Origin of the sequence: Rahnella woolbedingensis (assembly GCF_003602095.1) — a bacterium.
GTDB classification, from domain to species: Bacteria; Pseudomonadota; Gammaproteobacteria; order Enterobacterales; family Enterobacteriaceae; genus Rahnella; species Rahnella woolbedingensis.
The window spans coordinates 77,983-92,359 of the sequence record NZ_RAHH01000020.1 but is presented as its reverse complement, the minus strand read 5'-3'; the positions used below and the strand labels follow the sequence as shown (position 1 = coordinate 92,359).

At 51.8% G+C, this 14,377-nt stretch carries 15 protein-coding genes; 4 read left to right on the top strand and 11 right to left on the bottom strand.

What is annotated here, in order from left to right; translation table 11 throughout:
- Positions 1-104: 104 nt before the first annotated feature.
- Positions 105-944, top strand: coding sequence for a DUF6216 family protein (locus tag D6C13_RS16995; RefSeq protein WP_120133884.1), 840 nt, complete (start codon positions 105-107; stop codon positions 942-944).
- 50 nt (positions 945-994) lie between these two features.
- On the opposite strand, the gene D6C13_RS16990 is transcribed toward D6C13_RS16995, so the two are convergent.
- Positions 995-1,882, bottom strand: a complete 888-nt coding sequence (locus D6C13_RS16990; RefSeq protein WP_120133883.1) for a LysR family transcriptional regulator — start codon at positions 1,880-1,882, stop codon at positions 995-997.
- 105 nt (positions 1,883-1,987) lie between these two features.
- On the opposite strand from D6C13_RS16990, the gene D6C13_RS16985 reads away from it, so the two are divergent.
- Positions 1,988-2,620: an NADPH-dependent F420 reductase gene (locus tag D6C13_RS16985; RefSeq protein WP_120133882.1), complete on the top strand. Its 633-nt coding sequence runs from the start codon at positions 1,988-1,990 to the stop codon at positions 2,618-2,620.
- Positions 2,621-3,117: 497 nt separating this feature from the next.
- On the top strand, positions 3,118-3,552 hold the full coding sequence (locus D6C13_RS16975) for a hypothetical protein (protein ID WP_120133881.1): 435 nt from the start codon (positions 3,118-3,120) through the stop codon (positions 3,550-3,552).
- 52 nt (positions 3,553-3,604) lie between these two features.
- On the opposite strand, the gene D6C13_RS16970 is transcribed toward D6C13_RS16975, so the two are convergent.
- The 9 genes from D6C13_RS16970 to D6C13_RS16930 all read right to left on the bottom strand — a co-directional run bounded on the left by D6C13_RS16970 (position 3,605) and on the right by D6C13_RS16930 (position 10,626).
- Positions 3,605-4,282, bottom strand: coding sequence for a DUF1989 domain-containing protein (locus D6C13_RS16970; protein ID WP_120133880.1), 678 nt, complete (start codon positions 4,280-4,282; stop codon positions 3,605-3,607).
- Between the two features lie 13 nt (positions 4,283-4,295).
- Entirely contained in the window at positions 4,296-4,961 is a 666-nt protein-coding gene (locus D6C13_RS16965; RefSeq protein WP_120133879.1) for an amino acid ABC transporter permease, read from the bottom strand.
- Positions 4,961-5,614 (bottom strand): amino acid ABC transporter permease, encoded by a 654-nt coding sequence (locus D6C13_RS16960; protein WP_120133878.1) that lies wholly within the window; start codon positions 5,612-5,614, stop codon positions 4,961-4,963. The genes D6C13_RS16965 and D6C13_RS16960 overlap by 1 nt, the downstream gene beginning before the upstream one ends.
- A gap of 3 nt (positions 5,615-5,617) precedes the next feature.
- On the bottom strand, positions 5,618-6,265 hold the full coding sequence (locus tag D6C13_RS16955) for an urea carboxylase-associated family protein (protein ID WP_120133877.1): 648 nt from the start codon (positions 6,263-6,265) through the stop codon (positions 5,618-5,620).
- Complete coding sequence (locus D6C13_RS16950; RefSeq protein WP_120133902.1) at positions 6,249-6,878, bottom strand: DUF1989 domain-containing protein; 630 nt, start codon at positions 6,876-6,878, stop codon at positions 6,249-6,251. The genes D6C13_RS16955 and D6C13_RS16950 overlap by 17 nt, the downstream gene beginning before the upstream one ends.
- A gap of 3 nt (positions 6,879-6,881) precedes the next feature.
- Entirely contained in the window at positions 6,882-7,718 is an 837-nt protein-coding gene (locus D6C13_RS16945; RefSeq protein ID WP_120133876.1) for a transporter substrate-binding domain-containing protein, read from the bottom strand.
- 251 nt (positions 7,719-7,969) lie between these two features.
- Entirely contained in the window at positions 7,970-8,821 is an 852-nt protein-coding gene (locus D6C13_RS16940) for a MurR/RpiR family transcriptional regulator (RefSeq protein WP_120133875.1), read from the bottom strand.
- A 179-nt stretch (positions 8,822-9,000) separates the two neighbouring features.
- A complete protein-coding gene (locus D6C13_RS16935) occupies positions 9,001-9,639 on the bottom strand; it encodes a nitroreductase family protein (RefSeq protein ID WP_120133874.1) in 639 nt (212 codons plus the stop codon).
- 102 nt (positions 9,640-9,741) lie between these two features.
- Positions 9,742-10,626, bottom strand: coding sequence for a LysR family transcriptional regulator (locus D6C13_RS16930; RefSeq protein ID WP_120133873.1), 885 nt, complete (start codon positions 10,624-10,626; stop codon positions 9,742-9,744).
- Positions 10,627-10,764: 138 nt separating this feature from the next.
- On the opposite strand from D6C13_RS16930, the gene D6C13_RS16925 reads away from it, so the two are divergent.
- Complete coding sequence (locus D6C13_RS16925; protein ID WP_120133872.1) at positions 10,765-11,724, top strand: zinc-binding dehydrogenase; 960 nt, start codon at positions 10,765-10,767, stop codon at positions 11,722-11,724.
- A 90-nt stretch (positions 11,725-11,814) separates the two neighbouring features.
- Here D6C13_RS16925 and D6C13_RS16920 read toward each other — a convergent pair whose 3' ends face one another.
- Positions 11,815-14,037 carry an autotransporter outer membrane beta-barrel domain-containing protein gene (locus tag D6C13_RS16920; RefSeq protein WP_167458043.1) on the bottom strand — a complete coding sequence of 741 codons (2,223 nt, stop codon included), beginning with the start codon at positions 14,035-14,037 and terminating at the stop codon, positions 11,815-11,817.
- Positions 14,038-14,377 lie beyond the last annotated feature (340 nt).

The window sequence follows — 14,377 nt, the reverse complement described above, 5'->3', positions numbered from 1 at the left end:
ACAGGAAAACCCACGTGAGAGCGTGGGTTTTTTATGCTACTCTGAGGTCTTCAAACTGGAAATCATGAAGAATTCAGGATGAAGAATTCAGGGAAAAAGATAACATGGATTTTGATACTATAATTTCTTTTATTTTAAAGTATGACAGTTTACTTAACAGTCTGGTGTTAATTTCAGCATGTCTTGCAGTCTTGTTTTATATCCAGCAGCGGGCTGGCTCTTCATACAGTATTCTTAATCGCCTGTGGAGTTTCATGCTGGGAGGGAAAGAATTCCATAGTCACAGCCTGACGAGGTTTTTGAGAAAGAGAAATGACATTGAACACTTTAATATGTTGTTTAATATGAAAGCTAAAAGTATTGATGAGATAAATGAATTTATTAAGTGGATGGATGTTAATAATATCGATATCAAACAAGTATCGCAAGCGAAAAATTGGTTTGACATTTCCGCATTGACAGTAAAACGTCCAAGGGGATGGACTTCCCTTTGCATGTTTATAACTATGGCTGTCACCTTTTATTTACTATTATTGAGTCTAACAATAGCCTTGAAACCTGCAGCGCTCCTTAAAATCAACGAGGGTGAGCCTTGGATATGGGTCGGTAAAGAAAAAATCAGTAACTATGCGCCGAATATAAGTTTTTCATCTCATTCTTGGCATGACTGGTATTTGGATGAAGAAAAATGTGCAGTTGTAAATTTCGATTATAAAAATTTCTCATCATTCTCTCACCTCAGAGTCGAGACAATAAAAAAAGTATGTGAAAGTTTTCAGAAACCAAAAGATCAAAAATATATTGCCAAAATCATAAAAGGTCAGAATGTTTTTTTCTTTATTGCACTTTATCCTGGTGTGATTTTTATAATATCAATTATCACCCTGATGCGCCGCTATAACGCTTTAAGTCTTTTAAGAGAAGTTGAACGCTTAAATAACTAGAAGATTTATTAGTATATGTGTAAATGTTTTTATTGAACTTATCTGCTGCCTCAGCCAAATGCCTTTTGTATCGCCTTAATAAAACTGCGGATCTTCACCGTCTGGCGTAAACCCGCCGGTGTCAGCACATGCATCGGTCGCGAAGGCCCTTCGTAGTCGGGTAAAACCTGAATCAGGCGTTCTGCGCTAATTTCTTCTCTCAGCACATCTTCCGGCCCCAGCGTGACGCCGTATCCGCTGACGGCGGCATGCAGCAGTGCTCGCCAGTCGTTAGAACGCAGGCGGCCTTCAGGCTGGATCTCCTGCACTCTACCGTCTTTGTGAAACTGCCAGCGGCAGGGAGCCTGAGGCGACCAGATACCGTAAACCAGACACGAATGCGTGGCAAGCTGCGCAGGTGTTTCCGGCACGCCATTCTGCGCGAGATAACCGGGAGAGGCGCAGGCAATCAGCCGGTAGGGCCGCAGCGGATAAGCAATCATCTGGCTGTCGCTGAGTTCGCCAATCCGCAGGATCACCTCGTAACCTTCCTCGATCGGATCGACCATCCGGTCGCTGAGTGTCAGTTCCACCTGCGTTTCCGGGTACTGCGCCAGATAATGCGTAATGAAAGGTGCAAGAGACGATGTGCCGAATGTCACCGGCGCATTCACACGCAACGTACCTGAGGGCGTGACTTTCATTTCCAGCGCGATGGCATCGGCCGCCTCAGCCTCAGAAAGCACGATTTTACAGCGTTCATAATAGCTGCGCCCGATGTCTGTCAGGTGCTGACGTCGCGTCGTGCGGTTTATCAATGCTGTCCCCAGCCGGGATTCGAGCCGCGCAATATGTTTCGCCACCATCTGCGGAGAAATTCGCAACGCCTCTGCTGCTGCTGCGAAAGAACCCAGATCGGCGGTTCTGACGAACACATTCATGCTGGTTAAGCGATCCATGATTCCCTCTTATTTGTTGTTTGTCTGTAGCTGTGATGACAATTTATTAACTTACAGTAGCGAATTATTCTTACTCTATCGACAACAAAATGAAAGGTGAGAATCATGAAAATAGGCATTATTGGCGCGGGATTTGTGGGCAGAGCGGTTGCGAAACTGGCGATCAAAGCCGGGCATCAGGTCATGCTCAGTAATTCACGCGGGCCGCAGACGCTGTTCAGCCTCAAACCGATGATCGGTTGTGAAATTGGTACCGCGACCGAAGCCGCTGTTTTTGGCGATATCGTGGTGATAGCCGTGCCGCTGACAGCTATCGGGCAACTGCCGGTGGCGGAAATCGCCGGAAAACCGGTGATTGATGCGGTCAACTATTATCCTGAACGCGACGGGCAGGTAGCCGAACTGGATAGCCAGAAATCAACGACCAGTGAGTATCTCGCCAGTTTCCTGCCGCAGGCTAAAGTCACCAAAGCGTTCAATGCGATTCAGATGACCGATCTCGAAAGCGACGGTTTGCCGGCTGGCGATCCGCAGCGTCGTGCGTTACCGCTGGCAGGCGATGATGCACAGACGAAAAAGGCAGTGATTGCGCTGTATGATGCATTTGGTTTCGACGCCGTCGACGTCGGTGCACTTAATGAAGGCTGGCGGTTCGAGCGTGGAACGCCATCTTATTGTGTGCGGATGACGGAAAGTGAATTAAGGACTGCGCTGGAAGGGGCCAAAAGGGCGCAATAATTATTACGGGCTAAATGTAAATGCTAACCCTTTAAAACTAATCATTTTAAAGGGTTGATTAACCGCATTATTCAAATAAGTTATTAATATTTCTGACAGATGAGGGTTATATTTTGCAGTTATCATCTAAGTGAAGCTATATGGGTATAACCCTTATGAATTATTATTTTATTTGGCATTGATATCTAGTATTTGTTTATATGTATTAGCTGCGTTATAAACTCTGGAACTCAAAGATTTTAGGTTGGGTCGATCTGGGGCACGCAAGGGGGAGATGATGCCAGAAGACTCAAAAGTATTTTATTTGAGGAAAAGGACAGACAGTTTTTCCCGCAGTTTAATGATTGGTATTTCCCAGTTGATTACTATCAGGAAATGAAAACGCTTTGCCAAATCACCAGGTAACAATTTTTTTGAAGAAAAAAATTTATTGAACAGAGATATTTATGTGTCTTTAAGAGGGAAAGTCGAAAAAAAATGCTAAAAAAGATATGTCTATGCCTTCTCATTTTATATTCATCCTCATCATCCTGTTTCTCCTGACTTCTTTCATATTTCTCAAGACTTTTGACGGAAAGTTCTATACAAAAATCGAATGGACGTATTATTACATTATAACCCCAGGGGTTATCAAAAGTGCGCCGAGATTATCTGATACTGTCAATTATTATGCCAAAGGTGATGATGACTATGGATATGAAATTAACAGCGTCACGTGGGAGAATGTTGCTGATGTTCCAGCTGCACAGAAAAAAATAGAGCAATTTTTCATCGGTAAAGGATTCACAGAGCGACATGGTGGTAAAGTTTGGAGCGTTTACTGGTCAAATATTCTCGTCACCCCTGACACCTGTCCAAGTGAACAATACAGCACGGTCTGGGGGTATCATGAGATCCGTATCGAATTGATCACAGGGACCAGAGGGTGTTAATAAACCCACGCCTCTGCGTGGATTTGATCTCTATCCAACAAAACGCTGTTATCTAAACCTCTTCCGGTACCCAGGCCCCCTGTAATTTCACCTGTGGGAAGCCTGACGTCAGAATGCGCAGTTCGGCATCGCGCGGGGTGTTGTCGCCCTGACCCTGAATGCTGACGATGTCTTGCGGGCAGGCGGAGAAGGCGACGTAGCAGTCCATCTCGGCACGCAGGATGATGTAATCGCCCGGACGCGTCACAACCGGCAGTGTTTTCAGGGTGCGGCCGTCTGGCTGTACCTGAATGTTCATGAAGATATTGAACGAGGCCAGATTGCCGTGCGGCAGTTTTACGCCCAGTTCGGCCATGCCTTCAAACAGGTTGTCGTGACAGTTGCGGTGCGGTTCGGTACAGCCGAGCAACTCGTAACGACGGGCATCGCACGCAGCCATAAAGGTGTCGTGTACACCCGGTGAGGTATCGGCGACCAGCGTCAGAATAGGGTGGCGCTGGCTGGTGATAAAGCTGTCGCCGACCTGCGGATTCAGCCGCTGATTCCATACGCGCGTTGCTTCCATACACATATATTCACTGACGTCATCGGCGTTATACGCCCAGCAATCCACCACTTGTGTGCCATGCAGGTTCAAGACCTGAACGGCTTCGCCTTTCGCCAGACGCACAGCTTTCCCGTGGCGGGCGGCAATCAACTGGATGTCACGATGCTCAAATTCAGCTGACATTTTTTTCTCCTGGTTAATGTTGCATGCCGCGACGATAGCGCGTCATGCGAAATTCAATATGGCGCGCCAGCCAGTCAATCAGGCTGTTCAGCACCCAGTAGCAGAGCGCGACCGTGAGATAAATCTCCAGCGGCGCGTAAGTCTCAGAAATTGCCTGTTTGGCGGCGTACATAAACTCCTGCACCGAAACAATCGACAGCAGCGCGGAATCTTTAATCAGACCGATCATCAGTCCGACCAGCGGCGACAGCATCTGCGGCAGCGTTTGTGGCAACACGACGTCGCGCAACTGTTCCGTGCGGCTCAGCCCTAAAACGCGACAGGCCTCCCACTGGCCGCGCGGCAACATTTCAATTGCCGAGCGAACCACCTGTGCGATATATGGCGCGTAATACAACGTCAGCGCCAGCACGCCGACCTGCGGCGAGGTAAAGGTGATGTCGTATTCCGGCAGCACGAAATAGAGCAGATAGATGACAATCAGCAGCGGAAGCGCCAGCGTCAGGCTGGTATAAAGATGCAGCAACCGTTGCCAGAATGGCGGGGCGCGCATCAGGGCAACCGCCATCAGCGTGCCCCACAACAGCGAGCAGAATGCCGCTATCGCGCAGAGTTTCAGCGTGGCAATCATGCCCGTGCCGAGCGACGGTAATGAGGTGAGAATTGCCTGCCAGTCCATTACGCCGCCCTCCGTTTTGCCTGCAGATGACGCACCGCGCTGATGAGCGGCAGGGCGATCAGCAGGTATCCGGCTGAGACCAGCAGCAAGACCTGCGTGGCGTCGTAGGTGCGGGCGATCACGATTTGCCCGGCGTAAGTCAGTTCGGTCAGCGCCACAACGGACGCCAGCGGCGTGGTTTTTAGCAAAATCGTGAACTCATTGACCAGCATGGGCAAGCTGGCGCGGATCACTTGCGGATTAATGACGTACCACCACGTCAGCCAGCGGTTCAGCCCCAGCGTGCGGGCGGCTTCGCGTTGTCCGCGCGTCACCAGACTCTGATTAACCCGTAAGATTTCCGCGACGTATGCGCCGCTGTTCAGGCCAATCGCCAGTACCGCTGCCAGCATCGGCTGACCGCCAAGACCCAGGCGCGGAAGGGTGAAAAACACCACGAAAAGCTGCACGATGGCCGGTGTGCCGCGCATCAGACTGACATACAGCCGCCCGATGGCGCACCACAGCCAGACATTACGCAACTGGAGAAAGCAGATGATTTGCCCGCCTATCAGGCTCAGCAGAGCCGCGAGTACGGTCAGTGTCAGCGTCATCAGCAGGCCGTGCCCTAATTCGGGAAGTGCCACAATCACCTGTTCATCCAGCCCCAACATGCGTTACTCCTCGCCAAATGCCGACAGGTTTTCCGCTACCGAAAGGCGCAGCGGAGCGGGTTTATCGTTGCCCTCAATGCCCGTACAGCAGGCGGAAACGACAAACAGGGTGTCAGTGACCACGCGACAAGTGATGCTGTCACCCGCCTGAGTGCGGTTGGTTTCCGGTAAGATATCTCCTTCACGCGTCAGCCGGACATGCATAAACAGATTGATAGGATCCGGCAGTTTCGGCACTTTCATGCCGAGGCGCATCAGTTCGGCGCTGACTGACTCGATGCAGCCGTCACCCTGATAACCGCGCTCTGCCAGCCACGCGGTGGTTGATCCCGGCAGCAGCAGGTCGTGGCGTTTCACGCTGTCTTTGCCCAGCACCATCACCGGACGACGGCGGTTATTCACCAGACGCATCCCGGAACCCAGCAAATAGCTGTTGCTGAATACGCGGGTGTGATGCACCGATAGCCAGACGGCGGGGTCACTCAGGCTGAAACCAAACAGTGAGGCTACCGCGCCTTCACCCGCCGCTGTAATGCGCAGCAACTGGCCGCGCAGTACGCGGATAGAGCCCGTTTCACAGGCTTTGATGTCCACCGGCGCTGCCAGCGGACGGACTTCGTTCTCGGCCCAGGCCTCACGCATTAACAGCATGTGGAACCTCCGCGTGATAATGGTTGCTGACCTGAATATTGACCGGCGTCACCTGCAAACCGTTGCCGGGAATGATGTCCTGAGGGCAGGATGACACCGCGCAAACCAGGTCACACAGCGCCTCAAACACAATGCAGTCACCGGCTTTGCTGTTCGGATCGGTCACTTCCATACGGCCATCGGCAGTGACAGGCCCGTTCTGGAACAGGTTGAACGGCTCCGGCAAACTGAAATAGGTCACACCGTGCGCCTTCATGCCTTCGAGCAGGTTATCGACGCAGTTCCGGTGGCCTTCCACACCAAAATCGATACTGAAACGCGTGCGGTCACAGGCCGGAACATTAGCGTCATGAATGCCAATGGTGTCGGCGACGATACGCAACATCGGGCGGTTTTCACTCGACCACAGCGCGTCTCCCGGTTTGAAGAACAGCGAGCGCAGATGCTGACGCGTATGCACCGGCGACAGTTTTTCATTCAGATCAGTGGCATTCACGGCCACAAAATCGGCGGCTTGCTGACCTTCGGCATCAATGACGGTAATAAATTGCCCTTTATTCACGATAAATGTTTTGCCATGACCGGCGGGCACCGTCAGCAGGGATTGGCACATAACTTACTCCTGGGGAATGAAATCGCTGGCGGGCACGGTAAAGGTGGTGCCGAGATATTGTTTTTGCAGCGTGGTGAGTTCGCCGTCTTTCTGCATCGCCAGAATATGTTCACTGATGGCCTTGTTCAGACGGGTATCGTCTTTGCGTGTGGCCCACGCCATCCACTGTGACGGACCGGCTTCGCCGACCTGCGCCACTTTGTTCGGATATTTTTTAACGATCGGCGCGAGCACGGAAATATCGTCAAACACGAAGTCGGCGCGTTTGGTCATCAGCGTACTAACGGTCTGATCCAGTGTATCGACGCTGATAATCGTGATCGGCTTTTTGCCTTCTTGGGTCAGCGTCTCGTTAAAGCCTTTCAGCAACTGCTCCGGCACGCTGGCACTTTTCACCGCACCGCTCAGGCCGGACAGCTGGTCCGGGGACAGGGTTTTGCCGCTGAATTTTTTGACATCGCTTTCACGCACCAGCACGCCGTTAACGGTTTTGCTGTAAGGCACCGTGAAAAGCACTTTTTTGGCGCGCTCGGCGGTGACGTTAAGGGAAGAACCTTCCGCATTGAAAGAGCCGGAAATCAGGCCTGGCAGAATGCCGCTGAAAGCGGTTTTCTGAAATTCCAGTTTCACGCCCAGATCTTTAGCGAACGATTGCATGATCGCCACACTGTAACCAGTGATCTCGCCTTTATCGTTGGTGAACTCATAAGGAGGAAAAGTCGGGTCGATACCGACGGTAATTTTGCCGCTGCTTTTAATGTCTGACAGCGTGTCAGCCTGTGCCGTGGTAGCCGCGCCAACAGTGACTAAAGCTGCGATCAGCAATGCTATTTTTTTCATTATGGTGTTTCCCTGGTGTTGGTGAAATGTCACTAACCTCAGAGCAGTTTCCATGCCACTTTTTTAATCAGTCGCAGGTGGAATAGGGCAGGAAACGTTTTTTTCTCCAGTAATCAATGAGAAACAATTGTTTCTTATTTTGTTATTTTAATTTCATTCATTTCACAAGCGGGAAGAGTAAAGCGGCAGGAATGTCTGCCGCTGCACTGATTTGGGGATGCAATGTTGAGGGGGTGCGCCAGTGTGGCGCATCACTCCAGCTCTTCGAGGCTCTGGTGCAGGGTTTCGATGGAGGCAAGATGGTAGCTGCCGGTTTTTCCCATGCTGCGGGCAACCAGCGAACAGAGCAGGTTACAAACGCCGGAAAGCGCCACGGTGCTGTCGAAAATCAGATTTACGTCGGTGTGGCAACGCAATACCCAGTTAGCATATTTGGCCGGTTTACCCGCTAATACATCGGAGATATACAGCATCGGCACCTGCATTTCGGCCAGCGCGCTCATGGCGGTTTCCAGTGCCGGCATCCGGCGGCGCAGTCCGACGCAGATAACGACATCCTGCGGGCCGAGGGCGGCCAGATGTTCCGCCAGCGAATCACCGGCACGCGGCAGCAGACGTACATCGGGGTGGATGTGGATCAGGTCACGGTATATCAGCATGGCGATTGTCTGGCTGTGACGCCAGCCCATCACGATTACGCGTCTGGCACCTGCGATGGCCTCCACGCAGGCTTCCAGCTGGTCGTCTTCCAGTGAACGGTAGGTATTCACCAGGCTGGCAATCTCTTTTTCCAGATGATTTTGTATCAGCGTACCGAAGGGGGAAGCGCTGGGCGCTGCCTGAAGATACAACGGCGAACCGCTGTTTTGCATTTCACGCGCCTGACGGCGTGCTGCGTCGTAGCTTTCATAACCGATATGGCGAAAGAACCGCGTGGCCGTGGCCTTGGATACGCCCGCGCTTTGTGCCAGTTCCGTCGCGGTATTCATCGCTAACTGACCCGGCGCGGCTAACAGAACATCGGCCAAACGTTGTTCGTGCAACGAAAGCTGATCCCATTGTTGCCGGATACGGCTTTCCAGCGATGCCGTTTTTGCGCTCATGAATGATCCCCGGAAAGAAAAAACTCATCCTGCACAGAACGTGCCGGGTTGTCATGCACAATATTTATGACGGTACTGACACCGAGCATAGGGATAGCGATTCAGTAGATAAAAAAGTCCACGCCGTGGCGTGGACTTTCTGACATGCGGATGACGTTATAGCCGTCACCTGATGTCAGTTATTTTATTTCAGTCACGAAGTTCTCGCGGCTGCGGCGAACTTTCTTCAGGTTAACCAGCCAGTCACCCTCGTGTGCACGATAGCCCAGCGGCAGTATGACCACGCTGCGTAAGTTTTTCTCTTTCAGGCCGAGGATTTCATCGACGGCAACGGGATCAAAACCTTCCATCGGGGTGGCATCGACTTCTTCAAAGGCGGCAGCGATCAGCGCTGCGCCCAGACCGATGTAGGCCTGACGTGCAGCAGCCTGATAATTTGCTTCAGTGCCGCGATCTGCGACGATGCCCAGCAGCATCTGGCGGTAGTTTTCCCAGCCTTCGTTTTTAAAACCACGGATGTCGTTGGTCAGATCAAACATCATATTCACACGTTCTGGCGTGATGTCATCCCACGCAGCAAATACCAGCAGATGCGAACAGTCGGTAACCTGCGCCTGATCCCAGGAAACGGTGCGGATTTTGGCGCGGATATCCGGATTGGTGATGACAAACAGTTCGAACGGTTGCAGGCCGCTGGATGTCGGTGCCAGACGAACGGCTTCGAGAATACGTTCCAGTTTTTCAGTTTCTACAGTTTTGGTTGCATCAAATTTTTTGGTGGCGTAGCGCCATTCCAGTCGTTCATTTAAGGTCGTCATTTTTTATTTCCGTGGAGGTGTATTAGGCGTGAATATTCGCATGATCCCGCACCGCAGTTTTATGGATTTGAGCCCTGGACTCAATAAGATCCCGCACCATTTTCAACACTTAGCCAGCTCTTCCATAAAGTGCTCAAAGAAGACGGACACCAGAGGCGCAGGGCGGTTGGGAAGTCGCAGCAGGTGCATGGGTCTGGGAACCGGCGCGTAATCAGGTAGCACACGGCGCAGTCTTCCGGCGTCGATATCTTCCTGCAACATCACGCAAGAATGCATGACGATCCCAAGACCGGATAAGGCGGCCTGACGGATAGCTTCGCCGGAATCGACGGTGAGCCTCGGGGAAACCTGTGCGTCAACCAGTCCCTGCGGTCCGTTCAGCGGCCAGAGATGGTCGGCGCGCCACTGGCTGAAACTGATGCAGTTGTGGCCGGATAAATCAGCCGGATCCTCAGGCGTTCCGTGTTTATCCAGATAAGCAGGCGACGCCGCCAGTACCATTTCATAGGGCGGAAGCGGGACGGCGATATAGCCTTCATCCTGCAAGTTGCCAATGCGGATGGCTATCTGGAAGCGTTCCTCAATCATATCCACCCGCCGGTCGCTCAGCACCAGACAGGCATTCACGGCGGGAAAACGTTGCAAAAAGGTCGACAATATCGGCGTCAGGATCCGTTGCCCGAACGAGACCGGTGCGCTGATACGCAACAGGCCGGTGACTTCTTCGTTGAGATGCCGCGCCAGTGAATCAGCATCTTCGATGGTCGCAAGGATCTGCACGCCATACAGATAAAAGCGGTGCCCGGCTTCTGTCAGTCCCTGACGCCGTGTCGTACGGTTGATCAGTACGCAGCCGGTGCGTTTTTCCAGCATCTGGATATGTTTGCCCACCATCGCCGGCGTGATGCCCAGCTTATCGGCGGCGGCGGTAAAACTGCCGGACTCTGTCGCGCTGATGAATGATTCAATGCACTTTAAGTAATCCATTGTTTCGTCCGGTAAGAATAAAGAAAGGAATTATAAATTTTTATTATCGAATTAATAAAGCAGACATCACTTTATCTCCGCTCCCGGCATGCCGATAATCGCCACCATAATCGTAAAATTTCATTTTAAGGAACGGCAATGCAGGCACTGGTTTTTGAAAATACAGGTACGGCAGATGTGTTACACATGCATGAATCTGCGGATCTGGTTCCGGCGGCTGATGAACTGCTGGTGGCGGTGACCGCTGCCGGACTGAACTTCGCCGACATTTATCGCCGGCAGGGGCGGTACCCGCTGGCAGGTCATTCACCCTATATCGCCGGTTATGAGGGCGCAGGTCGGGTGATTGCCGTCGGTGAAAACGTTAAAGGCTGGAAAGCCGGGGATCGGGTCGGTTTTGCCGATGTTCCGCTGGCACATGCCAGCCATATCCGCGTGCCGGTTGAACACGCTATCCGCCTGCCGGAATGGTTATCAGAATCTGACGCTGCGGCCGTGTTATTGCAGGGGCTGACCGCCGATTATCTGGTGCACGATGTGTTGCCTTTGCGCGCAGGAATGCACGTCGCGGTGCTTGCGGCAGCGGGTGGTGTTGGCCGGTTATTGTTGCAGATGCTGAAACATCAGGGCATCCGCACTTTTGCCGTTGCCTCGAATCAGGACAAGCAGGCTGCCTGTCTTGAACTTGGCGCAGAAGCCGCGGCCGGTTACGAGACCTGGGCTACAGAGGTCAGGGAATGGCAGAACGGCGGTTGTGACGTGGTGTTCGATTCGGTCGGTACCACGCTCACTGAAAGCCTCGATTCCCTGAAAGACGGCGGGCGGGTAGTGTTGTTCGGTATGTCTGGCGGGGCGCTTTCTGCTTTTGACCCGTCGCGTCTTCAGCTGAATTCGCACGGCATACTGGGGGCTGATCTCTGGACTTATCTGGTCTCTGGTGAAGAGCGCCAGCGTCGCGCAGACCGTTTGTTTGCGCTGATTAAAGAAGGGAAGGTGACACTTCCGCCGGTGACTCAGTTTGCTTTATCGGCGGGTGCTGATGCGCATCGTCTGCTCGAAACCCGCAGTTTCAGCGGCAAAATTATCCTGGTACCGTAAACATCAGTGCGGGAAAACCGTTATCTCCGGTGAGGTCATGAAAAGAAAAATCCACGCATTGCGTGGATTTTTTTGGAGTTCTACCGCGGATCAGAATTTCACTGAAAAACCAGCATTTACGATAAACGGTGATTCCATCTTATCGGAATGGTTGTACTGCACGCTGGCGCCGACGTTCACATTTTGGGTGATTTGCGAGTTCACACCGGCTTCATAAATGCCCATCACACCGGACATATCATCTTCCAGCTGGTCGTTGTTGACCTTCACAGAGTTACCGCTGACCATTTCGTCTGCTACGGCGAGTTTCACGTAAGGCTTCAGCTCTATCGAACGCACGGTATAAGTGGTGCCGATATTGACGCCCGTTTCTGCGACCAGCGAATCCACGCTGTCCACATCGGCCTTCATGCCGTTGGAAAGCGTGTAGTTGCTGTGATTCGTCGTAAACCCGGTAATGCCGACGTAAGGGGCGACAAAGGACTGATCAAACCTGAAGTATTTCCCGGTTTCCAGATGCGCGGATAAGCCGTTCTGGTTGTAATCGCCATCCGCTCTTTCACCGCTGGTCATTTTGGCATTCACGTCATCGCTGAACCGGTTGGCTTTTACTATGCCGTCAACGTAATAGCCGCTGTTATTCATCCAGCTCAGGTAAGCGCCGGTGGACCAGGAATCGACGTTACCCGAACCGTCGCGGTCGAAATCCACGTCACTGTTGGTATAGCCGACGAAGCCGCCGACGGTCAGATGGCTGCTGGTGAAATCCTTGCTGGCATCCGCACCGAGCATGACCCCATTCAGGTTCATATCAAATCCGGCGGCATCGTTATTCACACTTTGCTTGCTGCCGATGTAACGCGACCACACGTTCAGGTCATGCGAGATATCGCGCACTGCATCAATGCGGTCACGCACGGTATGCATTTCCACGTCGCTGATGATCGGTGCAGTAACGGCCATGGAGAGCACGGCAGACGTTGACGGCGTATACGTCGGTTTTGGCGGAGCCGGTGGCGTTGGGTCTACCGGATCGACCGGGTTTACCGGATTGACAGGATCAGGTGGCGCTGGCGGTTCGGCGCCCGTCGATAAATCCCAGTTACCGGCGCCGTCTGCAATCAGGTGATATTCATACGTCCCGGCATCCACGACGCCGCCTTTGTTGGCAAGAGTAAATTCAGCCGTACCGCCGGTCGCCGTGACCACGCGCAGCGGAGTATCATCAGCCGGACTGACGCCTGAATCTTTGGCATACACATTGAAATCGCCGCTGTCGCTGCCGGTGACAGTGAGTAAGCTGCCTTTTGATTCACCAATGCTGGTATTAATGTAAAAGTCGCCGTTACCGCTCAGCGTTCCGGTGGTGAGCTGGCTGTAATTCTCAGGATCCAGATAGACTTTGCCATCCTGCAAATCCAGCGAGTTAACCTGATAACTCTGCGGTTTTGTTGAAAAATCGGTGATGTCTTTATCATGTGAGCCGTCGAAGTAGAGATTACCTGCCACGGTAAAATCAGCAGCGGAGGTATCGGCGTGGGCCCAGACAAATGTAGTCGCGCCGGAATTCGTCAGGATATCCCCTGAAATGACAGGAGAAATATGATCTGCGCCCTTGATATTTAAGAGGCCGTTATTGGTAATATTATTCGCATTGCTACTGTCTTCGACCGTCAGTGTTCCATCCGATGCGATGACTGTGTTGTAAAGAGTCGCTTGATCACGACTGTCAGCGTTGCCCGCCACAGTCATATTATTGACCTCGGAATATCCGCCTAGCTGGGCATATCCGCCATGTTCGACCAGCAGATTATTGGAGGTGGAAATTTTTTCATTGTTCTCATCAGTAGATAAAACATACCCGGAAATATACTGACCGCCATCTTTTACCACGGTGTCGTTATCGATACCGCCTCTGTTATACATTTTCCCATAAACAATACTGTCATCAGCAACGCCGGAAATAGCGCCAATGCTTGCGTCTTCGGGATGATAATTGGCCTGAACGTATAATGACCCACCTGTCTCAACGACTGTGCTATTGCTGATGCCGCCGTTCTGAACGTTCTGCGTTCCGCCATCTTCGATAACGGCATTGTAAGATTGCGCGGTGTTGATCTGATTGGGTTCATTAAGAGAGCCGGTATTGAGTACGCCGCCTGCGCTCACGTGCGTATCATAATCTGCGCCAAAATGGTTATTGAGCACGGAACTATTGCCGGTGACGACCGTATCCGTCGCAACGCCACCATTGAGGATATCCATGGTGCCGGCGTTAATAGTGACATTCGTGGCGCTGCCACTGAGAAGCAAATTGGCATCTGTGCCATTAAGGGATGAATTAGCAATTAACCCCAGGTAATCGACAGTTTGTATTCCTGCCAGGTTATTTATCCCGTTAACGATTCCGCCTGCATATACATGTTGGGAACCATTATTAATAGTAGAGTTGATTACACTGCCAAACACATTCTGAGCATTTTCAGAATCATCAATAATTTCATTTTCTACAATGCTCCCTGCAGTGACATCGGACGTGAAGCTTGCCTGAGAGGTTTGTGTGTTTAGCGCGGCTAAAATTCCAAAAATAATAAATCTTGCCTTCATAATATTTGGCCTTGAGACACGAAAGATAATGGGGGTAATGTTTTCT

Bases quoted from the DNA above. Each gene is read 5' to 3' on its own strand.
- D6C13_RS16955 (WP_120133877.1), bottom strand. From the start codon at position 6,265: ATGCTGTTAATGCGTGAGGCCTGGGCCGAGAACGAAGTCCGTCCGCTG.
- D6C13_RS16950 (WP_120133902.1), bottom strand. From the start codon at position 6,878: ATGTGCCAATCCCTGCTGACGGTGCCCGCCGGTCATGGCAAAACATTT.
- D6C13_RS16930 (WP_120133873.1), bottom strand. From the start codon at position 10,626: ATGGATTACTTAAAGTGCATTGAATCATTCATCAGCGCGACAGAGTCC.
- D6C13_RS16935 (WP_120133874.1), bottom strand. From the start codon at position 9,639: ATGACGACCTTAAATGAACGACTGGAATGGCGCTACGCCACCAAAAAA.
- D6C13_RS16995 (WP_120133884.1), top strand. From the start codon at position 105: ATGGATTTTGATACTATAATTTCTTTTATTTTAAAGTATGACAGTTTA.
- D6C13_RS16985 (WP_120133882.1), top strand. From the start codon at position 1,988: ATGAAAATAGGCATTATTGGCGCGGGATTTGTGGGCAGAGCGGTTGCG.
- D6C13_RS16970 (WP_120133880.1), bottom strand. From the start codon at position 4,282: ATGTCAGCTGAATTTGAGCATCGTGACATCCAGTTGATTGCCGCCCGC.
- D6C13_RS16975 (WP_120133881.1), top strand. From the start codon at position 3,118: ATGCCTTCTCATTTTATATTCATCCTCATCATCCTGTTTCTCCTGACT.
- D6C13_RS16990 (WP_120133883.1), bottom strand. From the start codon at position 1,882: ATGGATCGCTTAACCAGCATGAATGTGTTCGTCAGAACCGCCGATCTG.
- D6C13_RS16965 (WP_120133879.1), bottom strand. From the start codon at position 4,961: ATGGACTGGCAGGCAATTCTCACCTCATTACCGTCGCTCGGCACGGGC.
- D6C13_RS16945 (WP_120133876.1), bottom strand. From the start codon at position 7,718: ATGAAAAAAATAGCATTGCTGATCGCAGCTTTAGTCACTGTTGGCGCG.
- D6C13_RS16960 (WP_120133878.1), bottom strand. From the start codon at position 5,614: ATGTTGGGGCTGGATGAACAGGTGATTGTGGCACTTCCCGAATTAGGG.
- D6C13_RS16940 (WP_120133875.1), bottom strand. From the start codon at position 8,821: ATGAGCGCAAAAACGGCATCGCTGGAAAGCCGTATCCGGCAACAATGG.
- D6C13_RS16925 (WP_120133872.1), top strand. From the start codon at position 10,765: ATGCAGGCACTGGTTTTTGAAAATACAGGTACGGCAGATGTGTTACAC.